At 56.1% G+C, this 17,667-nt stretch carries 8 protein-coding genes; 1 reads left to right on the forward strand and 7 read right to left on the reverse strand.

Annotation, left to right across the window (positions count from 1 at the left end; all coding sequences use genetic code 11):
* The 7 genes from AB5Y99_RS06805 to AB5Y99_RS06835 all read right to left on the reverse strand — a co-directional run.
* A partial coding sequence (locus AB5Y99_RS06805) for a retention module-containing protein (protein ID WP_368209153.1) occupies positions 1-3,276 on the reverse strand: 3,276 nt, incomplete at its 3' end.
* Positions 3,277-3,530: 254 nt separating this feature from the next.
* Positions 3,531-5,456, reverse strand: a complete 1,926-nt coding sequence (locus AB5Y99_RS06810) for an EAL domain-containing protein (RefSeq protein ID WP_368209154.1) — start codon at positions 5,454-5,456, stop codon at positions 3,531-3,533.
* Positions 5,457-5,459: 3 nt separating this feature from the next.
* The gene (locus tag AB5Y99_RS06815) at positions 5,460-6,212 is read right to left on the reverse strand and encodes a transglutaminase-like cysteine peptidase (protein ID WP_005350994.1); all 753 of its coding nucleotides are present in this window, start codon (positions 6,210-6,212) and stop codon (positions 5,460-5,462) included.
* Positions 6,213-6,347: 135 nt separating this feature from the next.
* Positions 6,348-7,673, reverse strand: coding sequence for a TolC family outer membrane protein (locus tag AB5Y99_RS06820; protein WP_005359768.1), 1,326 nt, complete (start codon positions 7,671-7,673; stop codon positions 6,348-6,350).
* A gap of 37 nt (positions 7,674-7,710) precedes the next feature.
* On the reverse strand, positions 7,711-9,144 hold the full coding sequence (locus tag AB5Y99_RS06825) for an HlyD family type I secretion periplasmic adaptor subunit (protein ID WP_005350982.1): 1,434 nt from the start codon (positions 9,142-9,144) through the stop codon (positions 7,711-7,713).
* Positions 9,137-11,281 carry a type I secretion system permease/ATPase gene (locus AB5Y99_RS06830; RefSeq protein WP_005350980.1) on the reverse strand — a complete coding sequence of 715 codons (2,145 nt, stop codon included), beginning with the start codon at positions 11,279-11,281 and terminating at the stop codon, positions 9,137-9,139. Before AB5Y99_RS06830 ends, AB5Y99_RS06825 begins: the two co-directional genes overlap by 8 nt.
* Positions 11,282-11,658: 377 nt before the next feature.
* Entirely contained in the window at positions 11,659-12,588 is a 930-nt protein-coding gene (locus AB5Y99_RS06835) for a TIGR01212 family radical SAM protein (RefSeq protein WP_368173815.1), read from the reverse strand.
* Positions 12,589-13,199: 611 nt separating this feature from the next.
* Between AB5Y99_RS06835 and gltB the strand changes: the two genes are divergently transcribed.
* On the forward strand, positions 13,200-17,657 hold the full coding sequence (gene gltB, locus AB5Y99_RS06840; protein ID WP_042083732.1) for a glutamate synthase large subunit: 4,458 nt from the start codon (positions 13,200-13,202) through the stop codon (positions 17,655-17,657).
* Positions 17,658-17,667: the final 10 nt, after the last annotated feature.

Here is a 17,667-nt window from a genome sequence, read left to right on the forward strand (position 1 = left end):
ACTCGGGCCATCGTCTTTGAAGCTGATGGCACTGCCCAGGTCCACGCTCGCGCTCTGGCTGTCGCCATCCTTGTCGGTGATGGTGCCCACCAGTTGCACCAGGTTGGCTGACAGCAGGCTGCTCTCCTGATCCGGGCCGCTGTTCGGGGTGTGTGCGATGGCACGCTCTTGATCCAGTGTCACCTCCCCGCTGCTGTTGACCGACAGGGTAAAGGCCACACTGCCGCTGCTGCCACCCACCCGGCCGACCACGCTGCCACTCTCCAGATAGAGCAGGATGTCCTGACCGGTCGCGGTGTCGTTGAGCCCGCTATCTGCCCCGGCAGCACTGACATTCAGGCTGTAAACCAGGGTGCCGGCCCCATCGGCGCCAAAGCTGCTGGTGAACAGGCTGGCAAAGCTGGTGCTGGCATTGAGTGACAGGTTGCTTTCGTCCACCTGCAGACTATCGTTGGCCGCACTGCCGGCACTGATACTCGGACCATCGTCCTCAACGCGGAACACGTCGTTGGCGCCTAGGTCCACAGACGCGCTGGCCCGATCGCCATCGGCGTCGGTCACAGTCTGCACCAGCGTCAGCACGCCCTCGTCCACGCTCAGCACCACGCTGTCATCCGCACTGGCAGTGTCGCCATGCCAGACGTTGTCCAGCAGGGCCAGCGTCACTTCCCCGGTGGTCGGGTCGATGGTCAGGGTAAAGTAGTTCACTGCACCGACACTGCCGGTGATAACGTTACCCGCCTGATTTAGCACGATGGCCGCTCCCTGGCCGTTGGCTGCCTGCGAGTCGACCGCATACAGGCCGCTCGCCACGTTGCTGCCGGTCAGCGCCAAGCTGTAACCGATACTGCCTTTCCCATCCGCCCCGAAGGCTGCTGCAAACTGAGCTTGCACGTCAGCCGCACTCAGCGTGGCACTGGCCACCCCGTCGCTGCCAACACCATCCAAGCTGGCCAGGCTTTCATCTACCATCGCACCAATACGCGGCGCATCGTCTGCGAGCACGACACGCGGCACATCATCTTCCACCTTGATGGCAAAGCTCCCCGCCGGGAAGCCACCTGTCAGCGGGTCGCCATCACCGTCGGTGGCGCTCAGCACGCCAGAGAAGTCGATGCCCACGCCAGCCAGCTGTTCGCTGTCATCACCATCTGCAACCGGATGGTCCAGCGGGCCACTCAGGGTAAAGCTGTAGCTGCCGTCTACCCCTACGGTCAGGGTAAAGACCGGCACACTACCTGCACTGGCAGTCAACACATTACCCGCCACGCTGTAGCTCAGCGCCACACCGCCGCTGGTCAGTCCCTGCGCGGTCAGACTGCTGACATCACTGCCAAGACCAAAGCTGCCTGCCCCATCAGCACCGAAGTTAACCAGGCTATTGAGGGTCCCAGCTGCGCCGCTGACGCTCGCACTCTGACCAGTCCCTTCGCTGTTGCCGCTGGTCAGCGCATCTTCCTGCACTTGACCACCAACCTGGGGCCGCTCATCCTCTCCCCCCGCCAGCACCGGAACATCATCTTCAACCTTGATGGCAAAGCTCCCCGCCGGGAAGCCACCTGTCAGCGGGTCACCGTCACCGTCGGTGGCGCTCAGCACGCCAGAGAAGTCGATGCCCACACCAGCCAGCTGTTCGCTGTCATCACCATCTGCAACCGGATGGTCCAGCGGGCCACTCAGGGTAAAGCTGTAGCTGCCGTCTGCCCCTACGGTCAGGGTAAAGACCGGCACACTACCTGCACTGGCAGTCAACACATTACCCGCCACGCTGTAGCTCAGCGCTACACCGCCGCTGGTCAGTCCCTGTCCCACCAGACTGCTGACATCAATGTCCAGACCAAAGCTGCCTACCCCATCGGCACCAAAGTTGACCAAGCTATTGAGGGTACCGGCCGCACCGCTGGCGCTCACACTCTGACCCGTCCCTTCGCTGTTACCGCTAGCCAACGCATCTTCTTGCACCTGACCAACCAGAGTTGATCCGATATCATCAGCCAGAGTGGGTATGTCATCCAAAATAGTGATATCAAGGGTATCGCTAGCCGTGTCGCCATCGCTATCCGTCAAAACGATACTAAAGCTCTCGCTCAAGGAGGTGTCATTGGCAGGTCTTGTGTGGTTTTCATTGTCGCCAAGGGCATAGCTGTAGCTGACTTGTCCTGCACCAGTCACAGGGTTGTAGGTCACCGCGGTAATTGTCAGGACATTTCCTAACGGGCTAATAATTGACAGGGGAAAAGAGGTAGCAGATTGACCATTGGTGATGAGCGTAACGTTACCCAAAGCAAGACTTTGGACTCCATCCGGGGCATTGAAGGTAAACACCCCACTTTGAGTTAACGCGGCAGCGTTAGGTGCCGAACCGTCGGCCAGGTTGGCATCACTGACCAACACCTCTCCCCCTTCCAGAGTCAACCCATCAAGGCCTACCGCCTCATCTACCGGAGTAATGGAGATAACGAGTGTTGAAGTCACTGTATCCTGGCCATCAGTTACCTGATAGTTCACAGGGGGAACTGCACCATCATAGTTAGGAGCCGGAGTAAAGGTATAGCTCCCATCCGGATTGATGATCAGCGTGCCCACTCCGGTAATGGTGGCAGCAACACCGGCAGGGACTCCGATATTGATACCCCAGTCATATGAAACGATAGAGGCATCAGCAGGCCCATCTGGATTGGTACTATTGTCGAGCAAATTCCCACTGACCTGAGTGTCTTCCAGGGTCACGGCGGTTTCGCCCAAATCATCAAGCTGATTTTCAAGAATCAAATCTTCGGCCTGATTTTCATTGATGACAGCGGCCGTATCGTAGGTGGTATCAAACCCTGCAGCCGCTATCGTGGCATCACCAGTTCGATCAATTGTGACGAAACCACCATTACCACTGGCCCCCGCAACCCCACCAATACCGCCACCACCACCGGCCGCTGGTGCCCCACCAGCAGCAGAAGCCTCAAAGTTTTGAGTCGGGTCAACACCCTGCAGAATCGATTCTTGCAATGCGGCAATATCTGAAGGTGCGCCTTCCTGGCTGGCCGCCACTTGCGGTTGAGCAGGTTCAGCGGACTCGGAACCTGCCGGTACATCCGATGCAGGAGTATCGTCATAAGGGGAAAGAGCCAGCTTGGCGTCATCAGCTATGGTCAATTTGGCTCCGGGTTGGAGAATTTCCCCTTTTTGCAGAGGGCGGCTGCTTCCATCAGCCAGCACAATCTCCACATTGCCTTCTATAGCTGAGACAACCACGGACTTGTCGATGATTTGGGTACGCATATCCATTGCTCCAAGGTGACAGATCTTGATGTCTACACCGTAGAAGGAGATAGCGCGCTGTTCCGTTGCAAAAAAGCGTACGTTCGAGAGGAATTCAACAAATGGACGGAAAAAAATCGAAGAGTTGGTATTTCTTAATACAAATCAAAACCCTAGATACAGCCCCATTCAAGGCTGACCTTGAGTTGGTTATAGAAAAATGGCGAAAAGAGAAGTTACTGGTATAAAAAAGGCCCCTATCGGGGCCATTTAATTCAAGGCAATGGGAAGGCAGGATGAACAAATCCCTGGTAACCATCGATATGCAACTTGGAAAGCAGTTCCACTTGATGTTGATCCTCGACTCGGGTCGCAATGGTGGTCACACCGGCATTGTGTGCGGCGCGACACACTGCAGCCAGGAATGAGGTGTCAGCCCCCGGCTCCATGACCTGACTGGTATAACCGTGATCGACCTTGACATAAGCCGGCGACAACTCCTCCAGATAGCCCAGAGACTGGAAGTGACGACCATAGTGGTCAACCCCCCACTGGAAGCCATGAGCTTGCAAGGTGCCAACCAACGCAGCCACGTTGTCTTTATGTTTCATGATGGCAGCTTCAGGTATTTCAAATAACAACCGCTCTTTGAGCTCTGCATGCTCGGTCAGATAGCGCGTCAGCCAGGTTAAAAATTCATCCGAGCAGAGCGAGCCAGCAGTGATGTTGATCGCCAGTACCAGATCAGACTGTCTTTGCAGTAATGGAACGCAAGCATCAAGCACCGCCTGGTCAAACTCGCCACCCAATTTGAACTGTTCAATCGCGGGCAAGAACTGACCGGCAAAATAATCAGTGCCATCCCGAGAGATAGAAGCAAACAGCTCGGCATGCAACCTTTCTCCATTATCAAACCGGCAAGCTGGTTGGGCTTTGAAGCGCCAAAGTTGTCGTGAAATTGCATCTTGTACCAGATCTCGCCAGGCCAAACGCCCCATCAAACCTTGCTCGGTACCCCCTTCCATCACCACAGCACCACGGCGTTCATTGCGCGCCTTGCCAAGCGCATTATCGGCTTTGGTCAACAAGGCAGAGAGATCATCATTGCCATCACGACCGGCAATACCAATGACGGAGAGCGCATCCCCTTCGCCCATTGGATTCACCACCAGATCGGCAATGCGGCTATTAATCACTTCAGCCAGCTCTTTTAGCTGAGTCAGATCGTCAGTTGGACAGAGCAGCGCATATTCCGTCGCGGAGATCCGTGCCAAGGCTGCGCCATCCCACCCTTTTAATTGCTCTTTCAAAGCCTGAGCTATCGATTTGACCATGTTGTCACGGGCAGCAAAGCCTTCATCGCGATAGATATCATCCAGCATGTCGACCGCAACCAGCATGACGCCACCTTGGCCAGCTTCCGCTATCCATGCGTTTACCTGACCCACAAAATAGGCTCGGTTGCCAAGCCCCGACACGGCATCGACATAAACCCGCTCACGCAATTTCTCGGCCTCATCGGCTTGCTCTTTGAACTGCAACGCCAACTTGCTTGAGAGGGTGTTGATCGCCTGAACGACCTGCTTCAATTCATGGGTTTTAGGCTCCGGGATCGTATGACCGAAATGGTGCAGCTCGATCTCGACGGCTTGATCACAGATCTGTTTGAGTGGCTTGAGCAAGTAGTTGAGTGCTCTCATCAACAAAATTGTGGTGATCAAAAAGCCGACCAGAAACCAGCTCGCCAGCTCGCTCATCCCCCGCCACAACTCGTAATAAGCCTGGCCAGGGTGACCCACTACTTTTAATTTTCCAAGCTGCAACCAGCCAGACGTCAGAATTGACTCGTTGGATACCTCAGGAAACAGACCCAAATTCACAAACCACTGCGGCACCCCCTGAATATTGTTGGTATTTTCCTGCTCGATGACATCCTTTGATGCAAGCAGGTCAAGGCGAACCAGTCGATAATAGCCGCCATCAAAAATAGCCTGGATCACCGACTCGGCACCGACCTTGTCACCGTTTTCCAGATAGGGGGTGAGCGCAAGCCCCAGTGAGGTTGCCGTATTGATGACCGTTGTTTCCTGTTGCTGCGCCAGATAAGTGCGGGTTGAATTGAATTGCACCCAGTATGTGGCCGCAAATAACAATCCAAACAGCAGCAGCATGGTGGCTAATAACTGTCGATAGAGCGTCATAGGTTAATCATCCAAATTCACCACTGGCCGAGCCAATCGCCCCGAGGTCATGCGATTGCGTAAATCATTCCATAATCCCAAGCGGGATGATTGACCAGCCAGTTCCCCTTGGCCTCGTGCCTTCATCAACCACAAGTGACTACCGTTAAAACTGTAAATAGGCACCAGATCTCGCCGCTGTGTGGCAGGGCGAATCGAGCCTATCAAATTATCCAAAATAACCGGAACGGAAGAGGGTGTCTCATAATATGCCACCACCATGTGAAACTGGTTGTAATCAAGTGCCTTGACGTACACCATCCGCATTTTATCATCAGGGATCCCAAGCTCGAGCAGCGTAGAGTATTTGGCGATACTGAAATCTTCACAGTCTCCCCCGGCGGCTCCCAAAAATTCCAGCGGGGTTGCCCAATAATCTTTTTTGCGCCACAACTTGATATCGTCAATAAAACGCATCCGATTGAAAAAATTATTAACCCGCTCAAGCTTTTTTTCTTCGCTCAGGGCCCTGCCCTTCGTCTCCATGACCAACATACGCCAACTGGTTACACGCTTGCCGGCTCTGGCGCCATAGGTCTGCTCCGCCCGCTTGATCAAGTTGAGATCTTCCTGTGGCAGAGGCTGGCTGGCACAGAGCAGAAGTGAGAAGGGTAACAGCAGGATCCATAAGGAGTGGCGCAGAGCGCGTAGCGATCGGTATCTCCATTCATTGAGAAGATAACACCATCTGCTACCGGTACCACGCTGGAGTGTCACGTCATATTCCTGCTGCATTATTACTGCTGCACTCCTCAAAGCCCGTACAACAACCTGCGTTAGCCAAACATGGTGACTGCCAGCAGCAGTCACCATGTTGGCGTTCATGATCCCTACGGGATCATGAACAAACGGTTATTGCCTGGCCTGCCATTCAGCGGGTTGTTTGACGCTAAATGCATTGAGCAGGCTGCCTGTCGCGTTGAGAATGCGATAGTCCGCCAGCAGTGCATCATACTCGGCAGTGATATAGCTGCGACGCGCCTCAAACAGTTCGTTCTCGGTGTTCAATACGTCCAGCAATGTCCGTTGACCCAACCCAAACTGCTTCTTGTACGCCTGTACGGTGTCATAGCTGGCGTCAACATGCTCTTTCAGGAAGGTCTTTTGCTTGGCCAACGACTCTTTCGCGTTCCAGGCCAGACGAGTGCCTTCCTCCACTTGGCGGAACGCATTCAAATGAATGTCTTTCGCCTGAGAGTAGAGCGCCGATGTTGCATTGCTCTCTGCCACATCAGAACCGCCACGGAACAGGTTGTAACGCATCCGCACCATTGCGGTCAGATCATCGTTGCGCCCTTTTACCGCATCGATATCCTCATTCCAGTTCTGATCGACCTCGAATGTTACATTCGGGTAGAAACCGGATTTGGCGCCTTCATGTTGATACTTGGCCGCTTCGATATCCTGCAGGGAAGAGAGCAGGGTCGGGTGGACTTCGGTCGCCGTTTTCAGCGCACTATCGAGGCTGGTCGGGATAAGCTCGGTATTGGGAACCGGCTGTACCAGATCTTTGGGAACCTCGTTCACGACACGAATAAATTCACTCTCTGCGTCGCGATAGTTGTTTTCAGCAGCAGCCTGATTTGAATAGGCTCGGGCAACACGCCCCTCAATCTGGGTCTGATCCGCAGTAGAGCCAAGCCCTGAATCAGTCCGCTTGCTGATGTCGCTACGGATCTGTTCGTGGGTTTCCAGGTTCTGTTTGGAGAGTTCCAGGATCTCCTGCTGACGCAGCATATTGAGGTAGACCTCAGCCACCCGCAGCGCGGTATTTTCAGCTTCGGAGATCATCGCCAGACGCTGGGCATTGGCTTCAGCTTCAGTTCGGGAGACGTTGTTGCTGACATCAAAGCCATCAAACAACATTTGCCGCAGGCTGAGTCCAGCCTCTTTGCGAGTCATGGAATCATCAATATTGCTGTTGGCGCTGGCAGCGCGGGTAGAAGGGCTGTCAGTTTTTTCATAACCTACGCCGCCACGCAGATCGATCGTAGGATAATAGCCACCCTTGGCTCCATCATGCTGATAGAGTCGTGCCTGATACAGATCAAACGCTTCCTTTATCTTGGGATGCGTAGCAAGTGTCTGTGCCACCGACTCTTCCAGAGTCTGGGCCTGACCCAAACTCGGGATCAGGATGCAGCCACTGACCAGCATGGCAACAATCGTTTTTTTCATGTTATCTCCAGTCATGTTTTGTTTTTAGATTGTTGGCTTATCGTTCTCTCAGTGCCGACTGCTTTGCCCGTAAAATCGGCTTAAGCAAATAGTCTAGGACACTTTTTTTACCAGTAATGATATCAGCACTGGCTAACATACCGGGGATGATGGGAAGTGCGTTAAGCTCATCGCCCAAGTAACTCTTCTCTGTTCTAACCCGAACCAGATAAAAGGAGTTCCCCTCCTCATCCTGGATCGAATCCGCACTTATCTGTTCAACCTTGCCATGCAATCCTCCATAGATTGTAAAATCGTAGGCAGTAATTTTGACGATGGCATCCAGCCCCGGTCGCAGGAAGGCGATATCTTTCGGCGACACCTTGGCTTCTACCAGCAAGGTATCCTCCAACGGCACAATCTCCATCAAATCCATGCCGGGCTGAACCACGCCGCCAAGGGTGTTGATCTTGAGTTTCTTGATGGTGCCCTTGAGCGGAGCAATCACGCTGGTCCGGTCGACCCTGTCTCGCAAGCCAACCTGCCCTTCTGACAACTGGCCAAGCCGCCCCTGTTTCTCATTCAGTTCAGTCTGGGAGTCTGCTCTGAACTTCAGCGCAATATCATTACGCTTGGAGATGGTCTCACGCAGTACCGAATTGAGTTTTGGGATCAGCAGACGGTTGCTCTCCAACTCCCCCTGCATCTCGTTGACCTGCCGCTCCAGCTTGATTAGCTCCACTTGAGGCACTATACCCTCTTTCGCCAACGGACGGCTAATATTCAGTTCCTGTCTGGCCAAATCCACACTGCGATTCACGGTGCGAATTTTGGCATTAAGTTCAATCAGCTCCTGCTCTTTCTGTTCGATTTGCTGACCAAGAATATAGAGCTGGTTCTTCAGGTTATTGAGGCGATCCCGCTGTACAGACCGCTCACGGTGTGCGTATTCGGCAAAAACGGTTTCATAACCATCGGGAAACTGGATTGGCGCTTCACCTACCACGACCTGTTCACGCCACCCCAGTGCCGGGTCGTTTTTCACCTCGACGCTGGCCATCTCGGCGCGCAGACGAGCCACATCCCCCTTTAGAGTGACTACCTCTTGCTCCCGTTCTCTAAAGTCGGAGCGGAAACGGGTGTCATCAATGCGCAGCAGAGGCTGTCCCTTTTCGACGATATCCCCCTCTTTAACGAAGATCTCTTTGACGATCCCCCCTTCCAGGTTCTGGATCACCTGCAGCTGACGGGACGGAATAACCTTGCCCTGACCCACGGTGACTTCATCCAGTTCGGCCCAGGCCGCCCAGACGATGGCACTCATGAAAAAGAGGAAACAGCACCATAGCAGGATACGAGCTCCGGTCGGCGTGGTCAGCAGTACAGCTGCCGCGCCGTCATCGACAAACTCCAGATGCTCGGGTGCTGGCAATACCTCGCCGGAAGGCGTCTTTTTGCTGCGCTTGAACCAGTCCATGAGCCCCTTAACCATGGGACACCTCCTGCACGCGCACCTTGCCTTCCTTCAACTGCTGTAACACCACCTCTTTGGGACCATCAGCAACGATCTGCCCCTGCTCGATGACGATCACTCGCGATGCCACATCCAGCATCGAGGTTTTGTGAGTGATGAGGATCAATGTGGTTTCCGGGCCCAGTCTGGCGAGCTCCTGTTTGACCTGCATCTCGGACTGATTGTCCATGTTGGAGGTCGGCTCATCCATCACCAGAATGGGGGGATCATTGAGCAGGGCGCGTGCCAGCAGGATCGACTGACGCTGGCCACCGGATAGCTGACGGCCCCCCTCGCCTATCTGCCGATCCAGCCCGTTAGGATCCCGGTTGGTAAAGTTGGTGACACCCGCCCGCTTGGCTGCGCGCAAGACTCTCACATCATCCACCAGCGGATTACCCAGCATGATGTTGTCCCGCACCGAGCCAAAGAAAAGAATGACATCTTGCGGAACACAGCCGATATTGCGACGGATCACCGCAGGTGGCAGTTGATCAAGTTCAAAACCGTCGATACGTACCGAGCCATCGGTCGGTCGATACAGCCCCATCAACAACTTCTCGAGGGTCGTTTTACCCGCCCCAATCCGGCCGATAATCGCCACCTTTTCGCCCGGCTGAATGCGCAAATTGATATTGTGCAGGGTGCTGGTTTCCATGCCGGGATATTTGAAGGAGACATTCTCGAATTCAATGCGACCGGCAATCACCGGATGATGGATATATTGCTTGCCTTCCTCCTGCTCTCCCGGGGTTTGCATGATTTTTTCCAGAATATCCAGTGCTGACTTGGCCTGGTTATAACGGGTCGACAACACGGAGAGTTGTACCATGGGCGCAATGGCGCGGCTGGAGAGCATCACGGCGGCAATCATGCCCCCCATGGTGACCAAGCCTTCCGAGATCTGGTAAACACCGACGATCACTAGACCAACCGTCACCACCTGCTGGATATAACTGGCCAGCGAGGACATGGAGTTGGTAATGCGGCGGGTCTGTACGCCCCAGGTGGAAATATGGGAGACGGCCTGTTCCCAGCGATGCTGGAACATGCTCTCGGCGCCGAAAATCTTGACGGTTTCCAGCCCGGAAATACTTTCAATCAGGTTGGCGTTCTTCTGGGACGCAAGGCGTGACCCCTCTTCGATGGACTGCTTGAGAGGCTCCTGAATATAGAAGCTGTAGGCGATGAGGATCAGCATGGCGACGATGGGAACCACCACCATTACGCCTGCAAACATCCAGATAATAAAAAGGAAGAAGACGGCAAAGGGGAGATCGATAAGAGTAGAAACCGTTGCGGAGGTGAAAAACTCCCGCACCGACTCAAATTCCTGCAGATGTTTGGCGAAAGCACCGGTGGAAGCGGGACGAGATTCCATCCGCATACCCATCACCTTGGCGAAAATTTTGGCGGACAGCAGCACATCAGACTTTTTACCGGCAATGTCGATAAAGTAACTGCGCAACTGCCGCATCACAAAATCGAAGGTAAAGACCACCATGGCCCCGACAGCCAGCACCCAGAGCGAATCAAACGCCAGATTGGGCACAATCTTGTCATAGACGTTCATGGTGAAAAGAGGGCTGGCGATGGCAAACAGGTTGATCAGAATGGAGGCGATCAGCACATCGCGATAGATGCCGCGGGATTCGAACAAGGTGCTCCAGAACCAGTGTCCATCACGGGTTTCAAGCACCTTGGGCGAGCGTTCGTCAAACTTGAACTGCTTCTTTACATAGAAGAGGCGCCCCAGATACTCATCACCCAACTGGGCTGCGGTCAGCCATTGCGCGGCATCACCGGCCTGCGGGAAAATCACTTTCCCCTGGCTGCGATCTTCGTTCCACTCCAGCAATATACAGGCGCCACCACTGCGCATCTGCAATACACAAGGCAGCAGCAAGGGAGAGATATCAGCCAGTGGCTGGATCACTTCACGGGCGGATAACCCGCCCCGCTCGGCAGCACGGCAAAAGAGTGCGGTAGTCAGGCGTCCGGAGACCAGTGGCAACCCGGTCGTCAGGGCATCCTGACTGTTGGGCACACCATAAAAACGGGTCAAGAAGACCAGACACTCCAATAACTCATCAATACGACTTGTTTCTGCTTGCATAGCATCCTGTCACTGCATAAATGAGGTAGATAAGAGCGTTCATCGCTCATATTTCCCTGCTATAGCCACGCTAAAACCGAGTGGCCTTCCCGCTGATGAGACTGATCAGGGGATAAACCTGTCCAGATAGATCGCGACACTCATCGCCAATTTCCCGGCACAGCAGCAATGGCGGCATGATTCGTTATTGGTAAAAATAATCGGCTCATCAACACCATGCTAACACTGCAATCAGGGTGAATGTCGGAGTTAATTGATAATGACATTTATTATGGCGCACCACTATATCAACCGGCACGTACCAAAACTATAGTTTAGGGTATGAAGTTTTTTATATAACCCTATGTTTTACGTGAAAATAATAATCTGGTGCTCAATTATAGGTCAGGAAGTATGAAGGGTCTGCCCAACGCGTGACCTTGCGGGCCGCTCAATGAGAGTGCTTTGGCAATATCCGCCATGGCCGTCCAGCGATTTTCACACCAGGCTGGCGCCAACAGAGTTGGACGGCGCGCGGAGGCCGAAATCCGGTGATACACCACCTCGGGCGGCGTGTGCTGGATCATCGCAACTGCCGCCTCCACATACTGCTCCAGCGTCAATACCTCCAGTCGTCCAGCCTGCCACGCCTTGCCAAGGATACTGCCCTCAACCACATGGAGCGGATGCAGCTTAATCCCCTCAACGCCCGTCTCGACGATGCGATGCAGGGTATCGAGGCTGTCCATCGGCAGCTCACCCGGCAGGCCGACGATCAGGTGGGCACATACCTTGATGCCACGTTGATGAGCACGCGTCACCGCATCCACATAGGCGGCATAACCGTGCCCACGATTGATGCGCTGCAGGGTCTTGTCATTGGCACTCTGTAGCCCCAACTCCAGCCACACCTCGTAGCCTCGGGCCTGATAACCGGCCAACAAGTCCAGCACTGCATCTGGCACGCAATCGGGACGAGTCCCCACGCAGAGCCCCACCATATCGCTGACCGACAAGGCCTCCTCATACATCCGCTGCAGATATTCCACCTCGGCATAGGTGCTGGTATAGGCCTGAAAGTAGGCGAGATAACGCTTGGCGCGGGTCACTTCGTCCCGCCGGGCCAGCAGTTGTTGCACCACGGAAAGCTGTTGCGCCGATTCGTCGGCAAACGAAGAGACATTGCAGAAGGTGCAGCCACCACGACCCAGGGTGCCGTCCCGGTTTGGACAGGTGAAGGCGCCATGAATGGAAAGCTTGTGGATCTTCTGGCCATGGCGCTGCTTGAGATCCTGACCGAATGTATTGACGAGTTCGTGTAACTGCATGACACCTCCGCTAAAGGAGCGCCATTGTACGAGCTTGCGCAAAACAGGGGCTGAGCTGGATCAAGCTAGCAGAGAGGGGAAAACATATAAATACCCGACCAATTTTGAATAAATATAGAGAAAAAGCGCAAAAAAAGGATTTTTACAGTTCTTTGACGATTTAAACAGTAAACATCCATATGAAAATGAGACCTGATAACCCACTGTTGAACAATGAAAAATTCAAAGAGACCCGACAGCACACAATTGCAAGCATGGGATATTGAAAATGTGATCACTTCCGCTCTCGGTAGCATAGGGTTGGTAAAATTACTACATTCGCCCATCGTCGCCGAGCACACCATTGAGCCCGTCAATGGCGATATATTTAACCAACAAAATCAAACTACACAGAATAAACACTCCATAACTGCGAGCCAATCCCCCTAACCCGACATTTTGTTATGCGAATGTAACCATGAAGACAAACCTGACCTGCGATTGACCTCGCCAGAAAATCCCATTAGTTTGGAGATTCGCCACGTCAGGCAGACGGAACCACAAGAGCCAATCGCAATTTATGCAGTCAGGTGATGACTGTGCGATACAAGGCCGAGCAAGGGAGAAATGCAATGTCACTATATGATCCAAAGCTGGAGAGGGATAACTGTGGCTTCGGCCTGTTGGCCCACATGGAAGGGGAAGCCAGCCACAAGCTTGTCCGTCTCGCGATGTCAGCATTGGCTCGCATGCAGCACCGCGGCGGGATCTCCGCCGATGGCAAGACCGGCGATGGTTGCGGTCTGCTGCTGCAAAAACCGGACAGCTTCTTCAGAGCTGTCGCCGAGGAGAAGGGATGGCACCTTGGCCGCAACTATGCGGTCGGCATGCTGTTTCTCAACCCTGACCCCGTATTGGCCCAGCAGACCCGCGACATCATCGACGAAGAGCTGGAAAAAGAGACCCTGAGTCTGGTCGGCTGGCGCAAGGTGCCCGTCGATACCAACGTACTCGGTACCATCGCCAAAGCCTCCCTGCCCAGCATTGAACAGGTCTTTGTCAACGCCCCGCCCGGCTGGGTCGACAAGGATCTCGAGCGCCGCCTCTATATCGTGCGCCGCCGCATCGAAAAGCGCGTCAACGACGACTACTTCTATGTGGTCAGCCTCTCCAATCTGGTCACCGTCTATAAAGGACTGTGCATGCCGGTGGACTTGCCGCGCTTCTATCTGGATCTCGCCGACATCCGTATGCAGGCGGCCATCTGCGTCTTCCACCAGCGTTTCTCCACCAACACCAGCCCGCGCTGGCCGCTGGCCCAGCCGTTTCGCTATCTGGCCCACAACGGCGAGATCAACACCATCGCCGGCAACCGCCAGTGGGCCAAGGCTCGCAGCTACAAGTTTGCGACGCCGCTGATCCCCGATTTGCAGGAAGCGGCTCCCTTCGTCAACACCACGGGGTCAGATTCCTCCAGCCTCGACAACATGCTGGATCTCTTCCTCGCCGGTGGCATGGACCTGTTCCGCGCCATGCGCCTGTTGATCCCGCCTGCATGGCAAAAGCACCCGAACATGGATGACGACCTGCGCGCCTTCTACGACTTCAACTCCATGCACATGGAGCCGTGGGATGGCCCCGCTGGTATCGTCATGACCGACGGTCGCTACGCCACCTGCGCACTTGATCGCAACGGTCTGCGTCCGGCCCGCTACGTCATCACCAAGGACAAGTTCATCACCCTCGCCTCCGAAGTCGGCACCTGGGACTACACCCCGGACGAAGTGCTGGAGAAGGGCCGGGTCGGCCCGGGCGAGCTGTTCGTGGTGGATACCAGCAACGGCAAGGTGTGGACCAGCTTCGAGATCGATGACGATCTCAAGAACCGCCACACCTACAAGCAGTGGATGGATAAACATTGCCGCCGGCTAGTCCCCTTCGAGCAGATGGACGACAGCCAGACCGGTAGCCGCGAGTTCTCCGACGACCAGCTGAAAACCTATCAGAAGCTGTTTGGCTACTCCTTTGAGGAGCTGGATCAGATCATCCGGGTGCTCGGTGAAAATGGTCAGGAGGCGGTGGGCTCCATGGGGGATGATACCCCGATGGCGGTGCTCTCCTCCGGCCCGCGCACCCTCTATGACTACTTCCGCCAGATGTTTGCCCAGGTGACCAACCCGCCCATCGATCCGCTGCGGGAAAACCACGTGATGTCGCTGGCCACCTGTATCGGTCGCGAGCAGAACGTCTTCAACGAGACCTTCGGCCACGCCCACCGGGTGCTGTTCCAGTCGCCGATCCTGCTCTACTCCGACTTCCACCAGCTGCTGGCACTGGAAGGTGAGTACTACCGCCATCAGGTGATCAGCCTCAACTTCAAGCCCGAAGAGGGGCTGGAAGCGGCCATCTTGCGTATCTGCGAGGAGGCAAAAACCGCCGCAAAGAGTGGCACCGTGCTGCTGGTGCTGTCGGATCGCGATATCAGCGCCGACTCCCTGCCGATCCCGGCCGCCATGGCGGTGGGCGCGGTACAGCGCACCCTGGTGGACAACAACCTGCGCTGCGACGCCAACATTCTGGTGGAGACCGCAAGCTGCCGCGATCCGCACCACTTCTCGGTGCTGCTGGGCTTTGGCGCGACCGCCATCTACCCCTATCTCGCCTACGAAACCCTGGCCAAACAGGTTGAAGAGGGCGTGCTCACCATGTCCCTGCGCCAGGCCATGGTCAACTACCGCAACGGCATCAACAAGGGGCTCTACAAGGTGATGTCCAAGATGGGCATCAGCACGGTCGCCAGCTACCGCTGCTCCCAGCTGTTCGAAGCTGTGGGTCTGGCCAAGTCGGTGGTCGATACCTGCTTCCGCGGCGTATCGAGCCGTATTCAGGGTGCCGACTTTGCCGACATCCAGCAGGATCAGCACAATCTGGCCCGTCAGGCCTGGCTGGTGCGCAAGCCCCTCCCCCATGGCGGCCTGCTCAAGTTCGTCCACGGCGGCGAGTACCACACCTACAACCCGGATGTGGTGCAGACCCTGCAAACCGCGGTGCGCTCCGGCAACTATGCCGATTACAAGGAGTACGCCCGTCTGGTGAACGAGCGCCCGGTTGCCACCTTGCGCGATCTGCTGGCGCTGAAGAAAGTCGACAATCCGGTCGCGCTGGATCAGGTTGAGCCGGCCGACAAGCTGTTCCCCCGCTTCGACTCCGCCGCCATGTCCATCGGTGCCCTCGGCCCAGAGGCCCACGAGGCGCTGGCTGTCGCCATGAACCGCCTCGGCGGTCAGAGCAACTCCGGCGAAGGTGGCGAAGATCCCAAGCGTTTCGGTACCGAGAAGAACTCCCGCATCAAGCAGGTGGCTTCCGGCCGCTTTGGCGTCACCCCCCACTACCTGATGAACGCCGATGTGGTGCAGATCAAGGTGGCGCAGGGTGCCAAGCCCGGTGAAGGTGGCCAACTGCCCGGTGACAAGGTCACCGCCCAGATCGCCCAGCTGCGCTATTCCGTGCCCGGCGTGACCCTGATCTCGCCGCCGCCGCACCACGACATCTACTCCATCGAGGATCTGGCCCAGCTCATCTTCGATATCAAGCAGATCAACCCGAGCTGTCTGGTGTCGGTGAAACTGGTCTCAGAGCCCGGTGTGGGCACCATCGCCTGCGGCGTGGCCAAGGCCTATGCCGACTTCATCACCATCTCCGGTTATGACGGCGGCACTGGCGCGAGCCCCCTCACCTCGGTCAAATATGCCGGCTCCCCGTGGGAGCTGGGTCTGGCTGAAACCCAGCAGGCGCTGGTCGCCAACGGCCTGCGCCACAAGGTGCGGCTGCAGGTGGATGGTGGTCTCAAGACCGGTCTGGACATCATCAAGGCGGCCATCCTCGGCGCCGAGAGCTTCGGTTTTGGCACCGGCCCCATGGTGGCTCTCGGTTGCAAATACCTGCGTATTTGCCACCTGAACAACTGCGCCACCGGCGTTGCCACTCAGGATGAGAAGCTGCGTCGCGAGCACTTCACCGGCCTGCCGGAGATGGTGATGAACTACTTCAAGTTCATCGCCGAAGAGACCCGCGAGCTGATGGCCCAGCTCGGCGTCACCCAGTTGACCGACCTGATTGGCCGCACCGATCTGCTGGAAGCCCTGCCCGGCCTCACCGCCCGTCAGGCCAAGCTGGATCTCTCCGGCATTCTGGCCCGTCCGGTGGCGCCGGCAGGCTCCAGCCTGTTCAGCCAGCAGCACAACCCCACCTTCGACAAGGGGCCGCTCAACCTGAAAATGGTGGAGGATCTGCTGGAGGCGGTGGAAACCTCAAGCGGCGGCGAGTTCCGCTACGACATTCGCAACACCGACCGCTCGGTGGGTGCGCGCCTCTCGGGCGAGATCGTCAAACGTCACGGCAATCAGGGGATGGCGGCGGATCCGGTCAAGGTGCACTTCAACGGCACCGCAGGCCAGAGCTTCGGCGTCTGGAACGCAGGGGGCCTTGAGATGATCCTCACCGGTGACGCCAACGACTATGTGGGCAAGGGGATGACCGGCGGCAAGCTGGTGATCAAGCCCCATGTCGGCGTGGCGTTCAAATCCCATGAAGCAGCCATCATCGGCAACACCTGCCTCTACGGCGCCACCGGCGGCAAACTCTACGCCGCAGGCACTGCCGGCGAGCGTTTCGCGGTGCGCAACTCAGGTGCCCTGGCGGTGGTCGAGGGGATTGGCGACAACGGTTGTGAATACATGACCGGCGGCATCGTCACCGTGCTCGGTCAGACTGGCGTCAACTTTGCGGCGGGCATGACCGGCGGCTTTGCCTACGTGCTCGACGAGTGCGGCAACTTCGCCAAGCGAACCAACCCCGAGCTGGTGGAACTGCTGGACGTGGCGGATCTCGCCATCCATCAGGAGCACCTGCGCGGCATCATCACGGCGCACCTCAATGAGACCGGCAGCTCGCGCGCCGAGGAGATCCTGGCCAACTTCGACTCCTATGTGCCCAAGTTCAGGCTGATCAAACCCAAGTCCAGCGACGTGAAATCGCTGCTGGGTCACACCAGCCGTTCCAGTGCAGAACTCAGAATCCAGGCGCAATAAGGAGGGAACC

This window comes from Aeromonas sp. R4-2, assembly GCF_040908295.1.
GTDB lineage: Bacteria > Pseudomonadota > Gammaproteobacteria > Enterobacterales > Aeromonadaceae > Aeromonas > Aeromonas veronii.